We start from the raw sequence: 11899 nt of genomic DNA on the forward strand, positions 1-11899 counted from the left end.
TCGGTGAGCTCTCCACGCGCCATGGCGATGGCCTACCAGGACGGCAAGCCACCGCGCAGGCGAATCCCTCTGATCTCAACCTCGTACAGGCCCTAGGGCTGTATCGTCCCGACCTGCCACCACGGTGCCGATCGGCACGTCCTCCCCCGCGCCCAGCCGGGACAGCAACGCCGTCAGCGCCGCCTGCATCACCATGAACAGGCTCGCCTCGGACCGGTGGGCCAGCGCGGTCAGGTCCGCGTGCAGCGCAGAACTGATGTGGATGGGCGTCTTCCGTCCCCGATGGGAGGCTCGGACAGGCCGGGGCCGGTCAGTGGGCAGCTCCAGCTCGTCCGGCAGCCAGGTCAGCTTCTTCCGCCAGAAGGCGATCTGCCGGGCCAACAGGCTGTTCGGGTCGTCCTCGTCCCCGAGTAGATCTCGCTGCCACAGCGTGTAGTCCGCGTACTGCACCGGCAGCGCGGGCCACTGCGGAGCCTCTCCGTGAAGGCACGCCGCGTAGGCCTCGCCCAGGTCCCGCGCCAGCGGTGCCATCGACCAGCCGTCGCCCGCGATGTGGTGCACAACCACGAGCAGCACGTATTCGCCGGGTGCGATGTCGAACAGCGTCGCCCGGATCGGCAGGTCCACCGCGAGGTCGAAACCTCGCCCTACCAGGGCGCGCAGCCTGGCGGGCAAGTCCTCAGGATGCTGCAGCCGGATCACGTCCAGCTCGGGCGCGGCCGTGTCGAGGATCCGCTGGACGGGGCCACCCTCAGCGCCCTCGGGATACACCGTGCGCAACGCTTCGTGCCGTGCCACCACGTTCCTCAGCGCGGTGTTCAGCACAGGCGCATCCAAAACACCCTCCAGACGCAGTACGAACGTCATGTTGTAGACACCCGCGCCGCCGTCGAGCCGGTTGAGGAACCACAGCCGCCGCTGCGCGGACGACAGGGGAACCGTCTCGGGACGCTCCCGTGCCACGATGCCCCGCCTGGCCGCACCTCCGGTGTCCAGGCTTTCGACGAGCCCAACCACGGTCGGCGCGTCGAACAGCGCCCGCACCGGCAGCTCCACACCCAGAACGGAACGGATCCGGTTGACCAGCCGGGTCGCGGTCAACGAGTGCCCGCCCAGATCGAAGAACGAGTCGTCGATCCCGACCCGGTCCACGCCGAGCACCTCAGCAAACAGCGCGCACAGTGTGCGTTCCCTGCCGGTCCGTGGAGCCCGCGAGTCCCGCGCGCCGGAGAAGGAGGGCTCGGGTAGCGCAGTCCGCGCCAGTTTGCCGTTCGGGCTGAGCGGCAAGGCGTCCAGGAAGACGAATGCCGACGGCACCATGTACTCCGGCAGCGCCTCGGCCGCAAAGGCACGCAGCCGGGTGGGTTCGACCGGCGCGTCGGCGACCGTATAGGCGACCAACTGGTCGTCGCGCACCACCACTGCGACCTGGCCCACCGCCGGATGGGCGGCCAGCACCGCCTCGACCTCGCCCGGCTCGATCCGGAATCCCCGGACCTTCACCTGGTCGTCGGCCCGTCCCACGAACTCCAGCAGGCCGTCCGGACGCCACCGCACCAGATCACCGGTCCGGTACATCCGCTCCCCCGGATCACCGAACGGGCACGCCACGAAACGCTCGGACGTCAACGCGAAACGCCCCAGATAGCCGCGGGCGACCTGAGCGCCCGCCACGTACAGCTCACCCGTCACGCCGACCGGCACCGGACGCAACCGGTCGTTTAGCACGAAGACCCGCGTGTTATGCACCGGCGCGCCGATGGGGACGACCGGCGCGGGTTCCGTGCTGCATTCCCAGGCTGTCACCTGGATGGTCGTCTCCGTGGGGCCGTAGGTGTTGGCCAGCGGGACCCCGATCCGCGCGGCGAACTCCTGTTGAAGGGGCTCCGGCAGGACCTCGCCGCCGCAGATGACCCTCCGCAGGCTCGGCAGGTCGTACGTGTCGCCGTCACGCAGGAACGCCTCGAGCATCGACGGCACGAAATGCACCATTGTGACCTGCGCGTCGGCCATGAGAGCGCGCAGGTAGGCGGGGTCGCGGTGGCCGTCGGGCCGGGCGATGACCAGGCACGCGCCCTGTCCCAGGGTCCAGAAGAACTCCCAGACCGAGGAGTCGAAGCCCGTGGGAGTCTTGTGCAGGATCCGGTCGGCGGAGGTCAGCTCGTAGGCGTGCTGCATCCAGGCCAGTGTGTTGATCACGTTGGCGTGGGAGACCACGACTCCCTTGGGAGCACCGGTTGACCCGGAGGTGTACATGACGTAGGCGGGATGCTCGGGCCTGAGGTCGGCCGGATGCCGAAACCAACCGGATGCCTCGGCCAGTCGTGCTTCTACGCCTGGGTCGTCCAGCACGATCAGCGGTACGTCCTGCTGGCGCGGCAACCTGTCCAAAACTTCGCCGGTGGCGAGCACAGACGTGGGTGCGGCATCGGCGAGCAGGTGAGCGATCCGTTCCGCCGGATAACCGGGGTCGACCGGCAGGTAGCCCGCGCCCGTCTTGAGCACGGCGAGTAGCGCGATCGGGAGGAGCTCACTCCGTGGGATCGCGATCGCTACGAACCGCTCGGGACCTGCCCCCCGGCCCACAAGGTAGCTGGCGAGCTGGTCGGCCCGCTCGTTCAGCTCCCGGTAGGTGAGCTCCTTTTCTCCGTACCGCACGGCCGGGGCGTCCGGGGTGCGCGCGGCCTGGGCCTCGACCATCGCCGGCAGCGTCGTGCCGGGCACGTCGCGGGCCGTGGCGTTCCAGTCCGTCAGAAGGCAGTGGCGCTCGTCTGCGGTGAGCACGTCGAGATCCGCGATCGCTGCCTGTGGCCCTGCGGCGGCGAGCCGCCGCAGGAACCCTCTGAAGCGTTCCAGGTGCCGCCGGGTCCCCTCATGCGAGTAGCGGTCCTCGTTCACGTCGAGGTCGACGGCGAGCGTGCCTTCTCCGCCACGCTCATAGAAGGCGAACGAGAGGTCGCCGACCGAGGCGAGAGCGAGATTGTGCACGCGGACGGTGCATCCAGCGAAGTCCAGCCCGTAGTCGAAGGGCATGACATTGACCTGGATGTCGCACAGGGCCATGCCCCGACCGACGAACCCGAGCTCGCGGACCAGTTCCTCATAGCGGAAACTCTGGTGCGGCAGGACCGCTTTGATCTGCTCGCGGGTGTGTCGTACGAGATCTTCGACCGTGCCGGACGCCGGCATGTGGAGTCGTAGCGGTACGACGTTCGAGGTGGTGCCGATGGCGCCATGCGCCCGGGTGGACATCCGTCCGGTGACAGGCAGGCCGAGGACCAGATCGGTGCGTCCGGTGACACGGTGCATGTACAGTGCGACGGCCGCGATGAGGAAGACCGTCCAGCGGAAACCGCCGCCTTCAGAGGCCCGGCGCAGAGCCGCCGCCTCGTCGGACTCGAGTTCGGTACTCTCCCGGTGGTTGCGGCCCCGGCGCTCGGTGGCGGGCAGATCCGCGAGGCTGAGCGACTCGGGGATGTCGGCGAACCGGGCGAGCCAGAAGGCGCGATCGGCCTCGTGCCGCCCGGAAGCCCGGTAGTCCGCGTCTTCCTCAGCGAGGTCGTCGGCGGAGCCGAAGGCGTTCGGGGGGATGGGCGATCCCGCCATGAGCGCATTGTAGATCTCGCTCACGCGGGCGGCGAAAACTGCAGCGCCGTACCCATCGACGATGATGTGGTGGCCACGCAAATACCACAGCGTGCGTTCCTCCGCGACTCGGAAAAACGCGAATCGGAAGAGCGGAGCGACCGCAAGGTCCAGAGGTTCGGCCAGGTCACGACGCATCCAGGCCATTGCGGTCGCCTCGGGATCGGGGTCGTCGGTCAGATCGAAAACCGGCAGGTCGTAGTCGAGCGGGTCGATGGCGATCCGGACGGGTCCGTCCTTGCCCTGAACGAATTGGTCACCCAATCCGTCAGCCTCGCCGATCACCATATGGCAGGCACGAACGAAATTCTCAAAATGAATCGTTCCCAGAAGCTCCAGGTATTCCCCGAGGGTATTTCCAGCCCCGCCGCCATCCAGGTGATGGGCGAACCAGAAACCGAGCTGCGCCGCCGATAGGGCTCGCACGCGTTCCACGAAATCGTCCCCTCGTCAGGCTTCGGCCGCCATCGCCTCGATGAGGCTCTTCGGCCGCATGTCCGTCCAGTTCTCCTCGACGAACTTCAGGCAGGAGGCCCGATCGGCCTCTCCGAAGATCCGGGTCCAGCCCGCCGGCACTTCAGCGAACGAAGGCCATAAAGAATGCTGGCCTTCGTCATTGGCTAACACCAGGAAACGTCCCTCAGAATTGTCAAAAGGATTCACCGATACCCCATCTCGCTAAATCTTCAGGCATACGGGGCCGCCGCTCGCCGACAAGGACGAGCCGTCTCTGAAGTCAGCCCCCTGGTACCTGCAACTTATTTTCAGGCGGCGATTCCAGCCAATCCAAAGGTTGCCGCCAACGCCCAGAAACCTAGGCTTGTCAATCGCAAAATGTCAAGCGATCAGACCGCCCTCAATCGACACCGCGAACTCGGCGACCGAGCTTCAAAAATTGAAATAATCAGAATATTCGCAGGTCAAAGCCCTTGCATGACATAAAATTACAGATGGTGAAATTAATATCACACTGCGCACACGGCCGAGTCAAAGTATGGCCGAATCCGGCCACCTGTTGCAGGTTCTGACAATCTCAGGCAGACTCTCAAAGGTTGTTGATCACGAACGCCGCAGGGGGAAATCGGACGAGATGAACCATGGGCGAACAGCTGGTGAGCCATACATTCCGCCACTCCTGGCTCCGATTTCGATAACCGCGACGAAGCCTCTGCTTCCAACCCATGTCAAAGGGTTTCTGTGGACGGACGCGCTTTACCGCGCGAGCCGATTGGCCGGCGGCGCGGAGTACCTCTGGAGCTCGCGGACCCCAAACCTCACCGGGCAGACGATCCAGTTCTGGGACCATCTCGACCGCAAGCACAGCGACGCGGACTTTGCCGCGCTCCCAGCCCAAGAACTGGGCCGGATGTACGTCCGCTTCCATGCCTCCGGCGACGCCCGCCCGCTGGACGAGCTGCGCCACTACACCGAGCGCGTCGAACGGGAGGGGTGGGTTCATCCGGCCACCGAGGCGATCACCGCCGAATGGCAGCGGCAGCTACGGCTGCTCGGCGTCCACGACCCCGGGCTGTCCGTCGACCGGCCGCCAGACCTGTCCGTCGAAGAGACGGTCCGGTTCCTGGTACGCCACCACCTTTGCCTCGACCACCGCCGGTACGGAGGTCCCGTCTATCTGGACGGCAGCCGCTGGGGCATGCCGCTACGCAAGGTCGTCGGTGCCGACGGGCACGCGAACTACCTCCTGGTCATCCTTCGTGACCTGGTTCCCCATCTCACACTCGGGAGACGGGTCCTGCTCATCTACGACGACGACCTGTCGCACGACTACGCGCTGCTCGCCCAGATCCTGGCCGCCCTAGGAGCGCTGCCCTCACGGCTGGCGCTCGGCAGGGTCGCCCTGGACGGAGCCATCCAGTCGAGCAGGCACGGCGGCTGGGAAGCGTACACCCTAGGACGCGTCGCGGCTCTGTGCCTCGATCACTTCGATCCGCGTTCCTACCGCCTGGGCATGCGCCTGTACTTCATCGCGATGCTGAAGCGCACCTCCAGCGTAGGTTGGAGCTTCCGTCTGCTGCACCGGGCGCTGACCCGGGCGGAACGGATGATCAAGGCCGCGAGCTCCTCCGGACGGAGCCCAGCCGACACCTTGGCGCGCCTACGCGCCTGCACCAGGCCTGACGGGTGGGTTGACCCCTACCGGCTCACCGACGGCCTGTTCGCTCGGCGGAACTCGCCTCCGCCGCTGCGGCTGCTCAGCTCGGTCTATCTGTAATCCCCGGCCCGCTGCGACGCCTCGAGAATCAGGAGAACCATGGCCTCTCCACGCTCACTCACCGAACGAGCGGACGCCTACCGTCTAAAGGTCGTCCGGGAACGGGACCTGATCCTCGGCGCGCTAGACGACGCTCGAGCCGCCCAAGAGACGGTGCTCGATGAGCTGCTCACGGCCAACAAGGAGACTGTGTTCGGCCGTGAGCACGGCTTCTCCCGAATCCGTGATGCCGACGGCTATCGCCGGGCAGTGCCGATCCGCGGCCACGAGGAGTTTTCGCCCTGGTTGGAGCGGGTCCACGCCAACGAGAAGCGGGTCCTGACCGGCGAGGAGCCGATGGCGTTCTTCGCCAGCAGCGGCACCACCGGAGCGGAGAAAACGGTGCCCGTCACGAAAGGTTTCCTCCAACGCTGTTTCCTCCCCTTCTACTTCGCCGGGTTCGGCCCTTTGGCCGAGGAGCACAGCGGTCTGCTGACCCGCGACGACGCCGTGCTCAACCTGTGGCAGGACCCGCACTCGCGGAGCGGGCGAACCATCGGAGGAAAACCGCACCTGGGCCCCAGCCAGCTCAACTACGGGAAGCTCGGCGAGGATCTGGCCGTTGGTCTGGGCAATCGGGCACCGTGGAGCGACCTGCCGGACCGCTTCCGCGACGCCTCCCCTTGGGAACGTTCCTACCTACGCGTACGGATCGCGGCCGAGCACGATGTCCGGGGCCTGATCGCGGTCAATCCGGCGATCGCCGCCGCGTTGCCCTACCAGCTGGGTGTCTGGACGCCCCGGATCATCCAGGAGATCCACGACGGAACCCTCGGCGGGCGCGCGCACCGTCCGCCGGACCCCGGACGGGCGCGCGTCCTCGCCCGGCTGGCCGAGCGGAACGAAACGTTGCGCCCCGCCGATTTGTGGCCGGAACTCGAGCTGCTGCTGGCCTGGAACACCTATGTCGCGCGCCTCTACCTGCCGGCCCTGCTGGAGGACTACGGCGCGGGAACGGAACTGCTCCCCGCTCCGATCGGCTCGTCGGAGGGGCCACTGGCCATCCCGGTACGCGGGCTGCCCGCGGGAGGACCGCTGGTGGTGACGAGCTGCTTCTACGAGTTCGTGCCCGCCGATGACGCGCTCACTCCGGATGCGCCGACCCTGCTCGTCCACGAGCTGAGGACCGGCGAGGAGTACCACGTGGTGCTCTCGCACCGTGGCGGGCTCTACCGGTGCGCGATCCGCGACATCGTCCGGGTGACCGGCGTGTACGGCGCGACTCCGGTCGTGGAGTACGCGAGCCGCGCCGGGACCGTATCGACCGCGGGCGAGCGGGTACGCGAGTCTCACGTTCTGGACGCGCTGCTGGGGGCGTGCGCGGAGAGCAGGCTGGCCATTTGCAATGTGATGTACCGGGCGCTGCCCGACGGACCTGCCGGGCACGAAGCGGCGATCGCGTTCCGCAGCCCTCCCGACAGGGACACAACCGGAAGATTCACCCGTGCTCTTGACGCCGGACTCCGCCGAACCGCTCCCGGTTACGATGCCGCCCGCCGGTCCGGTGCGCTCGCTGCGCCCGTCGTCCGTCCCGTGGCCCCGGAACGGTTCTTTACCGAATGGCGGCGGCGAGTGGAGACGGGTGAACGCCCTCCCAGGGTCAAGGACCGGCTCTTCCAGGCCGCGCCCGATGTATGGGACCGCGTGACCGCGCCGTCCCACGCCCCCGGACCGGAGCGCGCACACGAGCAGAACCGCGCATACGGAGAGGATGGCACACTTGGCTGAGAGCACGAACCCCCTCTCAGGTCCGCCCGGCCGTGGCGAGTACACCGAGGCCGCCCGGCGCGCCCGGCTCGCTTGGCTCCGGTCGACCACTGGCGCGTCCCTGCGATCGCTGGAGCACACCACGATCGACGCTGGCCTGCTGCCGGGCAATCTGGAGAACTTCGTCGGCGGTGTCGAGATCCCCGTCGGCCTCGCCGGTCCGCTGTTGTTCACCGAAGAGCACACTCGAGGACTGGTCACCGCACCGCTGGCCACGACGGAAGGCGCGATGGTGGCGTCCGTGTCGCGTGGTGCGAAGGCGATCAGCCGGGCGGGCGGGGTCTCCTGCCGAGTCTTGTCCCAGCGGATGACCCGGGTGCCTGTCTTCGAGTTCGACGGTCTCGGCACCGCGGCGGCGTTCGCCCGCTGGGTCGAGTGCCGCCGCGCCGACCTCGACCGGGAGGTCCGAGCGGTGTCCGCGCACTCGCGGCTGGTCGAACTGGCTCCCGTGCAGCTCGGTCGCACGGTCCATCTGCGGTTCGTCTTCGAGACCGGCGACGCCAGCGGCCAGAACATGACGACCGCCGCCACCTGGCGGGCCTGCCAATGGATTCACGACCGTCTCACCGAGCTGCCCGAGTTCGGGACGGCATGGTTCGCGATCGAGTCGAATCTCAGCGGCGACAAGAAGTTCACTCATCTCAACATGATCGCGGGACGGGGGACGCGGGTCGCCGCCGAGTGCGTGATCGACCGTGCCACGCTGCTCAAGGTCCTGAAGACGACGCCCGAGGCGGTCGACCGCCTGTACCGGATCAGTGTGGTCGCCGCCCAGCAGGCCGGAATGGCGGGTCACGACATCGACGCGGCCAACGTCATCGCGGCAATCTTCGTGGCGACCGGCCAGGACGTCGCGAGCGTCTACGAGTCGGGTACGGGGTTGTTCTCCATCGACGTGAACGACGGCGACCTGCGCGCCACACTCGTCCTGCCGAGCCTGGTGACCGGTGCGATCGGCGGCGGCACCCGGCTGCCGCACCAGCGCGACTACCTGGAGGCCCTCGGCTGCTATGGCGAGGGCGGGGCCGCCCGCTTCGCGGAGATCATCTGCGGTTTCGCGCTCGCTCTGGACCTGTCGACGATCTGCGCCGTCGCGGGCGGGCAGTTCGCCGACGCGCACGAGAGGCTCGGCCGGGGCCGCGCGGTGCGCTGGCTGAACCGGGACGACCTCGGCGCCCCGCTGCTCGAGCCTCTGCTCGCCGACTCCCTGAACGTCCCCGAACTGAAGGTCACCGAAGTCGTCCCGCTCGACGAAGCCCTCGGGTCTAGCCTCGTCTCTGAGCTGACCGCCCAGGGGGAACGCCGCAAGCTCACGGGTGTGTTCCCGTTGCGCGTCCATTGGACGGGCCCGGACGGCGGCCTCGGTGAGACCGACCTCGTCGTAAAGGCCAAACCGCTCGATCAGGAAGTGATCATCCAGGCCGCCAAGCTGGCCTCGCTGAGCGGAGGACGGCTGGGCGAGCTGTATCCGCGGTGGCGGGAATGGACGGGGTTCAAGGACCTGCACACCCGGGAGACGGCCGTGTTCCGAGCGGCGGACCCGGCGCTGCGAGCGGTACTGCCCCGGGTCTACGGCGTCTACGAAGATCCTGGACGCGAGGTGTATTTGATCGCCATGGAACGCCTCGGTTCCGACGTGCTCCTGAAGGATTCGGCGGACACGCCCGAGCAGTGGCGTCCTGCGCACATCTCGGCGGCCGTACGCGGCATCGCCCGGGTCCACGCGTCTTGGCTGGGGCGGGAGAAGGAACTGCGGGCACAGGGCTGGCTGGGGCAAGAGCGGACGGCAGGGCAGATGGCGGCGATGCGGGACCTGTGGCACGCCCTGCTGGAGCACAACGCCACCGAATTCCCCGACCTGCTGGACGGGGCCTCGGCCGACCGGCTCCATCGAATCGTCACCGAGATCCCGGACTGGTGGAGCCAGATGGCGGCGATGCCGCGGACGCTCGTCCACCATGACTTCAACCCGCGCAACCTCGCGCTGCGGGCCGACGATCTGGGTCTCGTCGCCTACGACTGGGAGCTGGCCACCCTGCACCTCCCTCAGCGGGACGTCGCCGAACTGCTGGCGTTCGTGCTCCCCCCGGATACGGGCCCGGCGGAGATCGGCCGGTACGTCGAGTTGCACAGGAAAGCGGTGGACGCGGCGTTCGACCCCTCCCGCTGGCGGGAAGGGTACCGGTTCGCGCTCTGGGACTTCGCCGTCACCCGCCTTCAGATGTACCTGCTGGTGCATGAGCACCGGGCGCTGTCGTTCCTGCCGCGGGTCGTCTCCACCGCGCTGCGGATGATTTCAATCGAGGACCGAATCGGGGAGGCCGTCGGTGCCCTGTGAGGCTCCCGCCCCGCTGCGCGTGGCGCTGGTCGGTGTCGACGGCTCGGGCAAGAGCACGGTCGCGCGGCTGCTCTCGAGTCCGGACCGGGTCGTCCTATCGTGTCTGCGCCCCCATGAGAACCCCGACGGCCCTCTGCATGAGCTGTCCCGACACCTCGACACGTTGTCGCGGGACGCCGACGAGTCGGGCAGTCCGGAACTGAAGCTCGCTGTTCTCTATCTGCAGATGTGCACCTACGGCAGCGTCGAACGGTTCTTCATCGACGAGTGGGCGGCACAAACCATGGTGAGCGAGCGGCATCCGCTCATCGACGCCCTGGTCTACCTGCCGCTCTACCGAGACGCGATCCGCCAGGTGGCGGGACCCGGTCGAGATGCGATCCTGCGCGGCCGGCTCACCCGCTCGGCTCCGGAAGCGAGGCAAGCCGTGTCCGCGTGGTGCCGGGTTCTCGGCCGGAGGAACGGCGGCGCGCCCCGGCTCGACACGCTCGCCGCCGAGCTCGTAGACCTCTTGAACGTATCCGTCGACGAGCGGGTCGAGGAATTGTCGGCCCGGTTCGCTGTCTCCCCACCGGACTTGGCGATCCTGCTCGAGCTAGACGTCGGCGAGGCCGTCCGGCGTATCGCCGCCCGCAACCGGCGCCCGGAGCCGCACGAACGCCACGACCTGCTGGCCCGTGTTCACGCCGGGTATGAGTCCGCCCTGGCGGCCCTCACCACGGTTCGCGTCCATCGTGTCGCGGTCGACGGCCGCTCCCCCGCTGAGGTCGCGACCGAGGTCTCCCGGCTGGTCATGGAATGACCACTCCGTTCCAGCAGCTCCTCCACGCAGAGCACACCCGTCGTGCCGCCCGGGCCCTGGCTGACACCGGCGGTGTGGGCGGTGTTCCCCGGGTCGCCGCAGTGGCGGTGGTGCGCGACTTCACACCTGCCTCTTTCGCCCACTCCGCCCTAGCCTTTGCCCATCTCCTCGCCCCCGAGCAGCGCGCTCTCTGGTATGCCTCCTTCACCCGCACCGTTTACCTCGCCGGAGACCCACATAACCTCCGTTTCCGGCAATCGCCCATCCACGTCTCCGACAATGGCGAAATCGCCTGGTTCGCCCCATTTCCAAGGCCAGAGCACGAAGTACTGCTCCGCATGCTCCGTCCCTTCCAGGCCCCCCACCGGATCGGTGCGGCCCCCACCGATCCGGTCCCTCTTCCCTGCAGCACCGCGTCAGCCGCCCTCGCTCGTCTCGATATCCCAACCGCGAACTTGTCGATCCTCGACTACGCCGTCCACGTCAACCACCTCTTGGCCGAGTCTCTTTTCGACGGCCTCCTCATCGACGCCTCGGCGATCCGGATCCGCCACCTCTCCCGCACCCCTGTTCTAATCGGCTACGATCGGCTCCGCGTGGCTCCGGACCCCGCCTTCCCGCACCTCCTCCGTGCCTACGCCTGCCTAGCCCTCCCCACCGACGCCGGGACCGACGACCAGTCTGAGCAAGCCGAGAGCCAGACGGATGACACCTGTTACTTCCGCCCCTCAGCGGGTCCATGCTCACGGTGATCCCCCCGAAGAAGGTCGGAGACCCGGACTCACCCGTCACCCAGCCGTGGCCACGGCCTTAGCGGAGTGAAAGCATAATGACGAGATGAAAGAGGTGGCAGGACGGCTGGCGGCGCTCGACGCCGACACGGAAGTCGCCGCTAGTGCTCCGTTCCTCAAAGAAGGTAGATAAAGCGGCGTCGGCGCTGCCGAGGGGGAAGGGCCGGCCGACCCCAGACCCAAGGATGGGCGCGGGTGTTGAGCTGGGTGGTGGCCACGGTGGTGGCGTAGGTGATCTCTTCGGGATCGGCGAAGGTCTGCCCGGCCAGGGCTTGGCGGCGGAA

General features: G+C 67.8%; 7 protein-coding genes. 5 read left to right on the forward strand and 2 right to left on the reverse strand.

What is annotated here, in order from left to right; all coding sequences use genetic code 11:
• Positions 1-75: 75 nt before the first annotated feature.
• Both ACFYWM_RS44335 and ACFYWM_RS44340 read right to left on the reverse strand, forming a co-directional pair.
• Positions 76-4080: an amino acid adenylation domain-containing protein gene (locus ACFYWM_RS44335; RefSeq protein ID WP_389927803.1), complete on the reverse strand. Its 4005-nt coding sequence runs from the start codon at positions 4078-4080 to the stop codon at positions 76-78.
• A gap of 15 nt (positions 4081-4095) precedes the next feature.
• Positions 4096-4308, reverse strand: a complete 213-nt coding sequence (locus ACFYWM_RS44340) for an MbtH family protein (protein WP_389927805.1) — start codon at positions 4306-4308, stop codon at positions 4096-4098.
• Positions 4309-4873: 565 nt separating this feature from the next.
• Here ACFYWM_RS44340 and ACFYWM_RS44345 point away from each other — a divergent pair.
• Genes ACFYWM_RS44345 through ACFYWM_RS44365 form a run of 5 tightly spaced genes read left to right on the forward strand, consistent with a single transcriptional unit; the run spans position 4874 to position 11576 of the window.
• Entirely contained in the window at positions 4874-5878 is a 1005-nt protein-coding gene (locus ACFYWM_RS44345) for a hypothetical protein (protein ID WP_389927808.1), read from the forward strand.
• A 39-nt stretch (positions 5879-5917) separates the two neighbouring features.
• On the forward strand, positions 5918-7645 hold the full coding sequence (locus tag ACFYWM_RS44350; protein ID WP_389927809.1) for a GH3 auxin-responsive promoter family protein: 1728 nt from the start codon (positions 5918-5920) through the stop codon (positions 7643-7645).
• Positions 7638-10022 carry a phosphotransferase gene (locus tag ACFYWM_RS44355; RefSeq protein ID WP_389927812.1) on the forward strand — a complete coding sequence of 795 codons (2385 nt, stop codon included), beginning with the start codon at positions 7638-7640 and terminating at the stop codon, positions 10020-10022. Before ACFYWM_RS44350 ends, ACFYWM_RS44355 begins: the two co-directional genes overlap by 8 nt.
• Positions 10023-10041: 19 nt before the next feature.
• Complete coding sequence (locus ACFYWM_RS44360; protein WP_389927814.1) at positions 10042-10824, forward strand: hypothetical protein; 783 nt, start codon at positions 10042-10044, stop codon at positions 10822-10824.
• Positions 10821-11576, forward strand: coding sequence for a DUF6182 family protein (locus tag ACFYWM_RS44365; protein ID WP_389927817.1), 756 nt, complete (start codon positions 10821-10823; stop codon positions 11574-11576). The genes ACFYWM_RS44360 and ACFYWM_RS44365 overlap by 4 nt, the downstream gene beginning before the upstream one ends.
• The last annotated feature ends 323 nt before the right edge of the window (positions 11577-11899 follow it).

Origin of the sequence: Streptosporangium sp. NPDC002721 (assembly GCF_042888905.1) — a bacterium.
In the GTDB taxonomy this organism is placed as follows: Bacteria; Actinomycetota; Actinomycetes; order Streptosporangiales; family Streptosporangiaceae; genus Streptosporangium.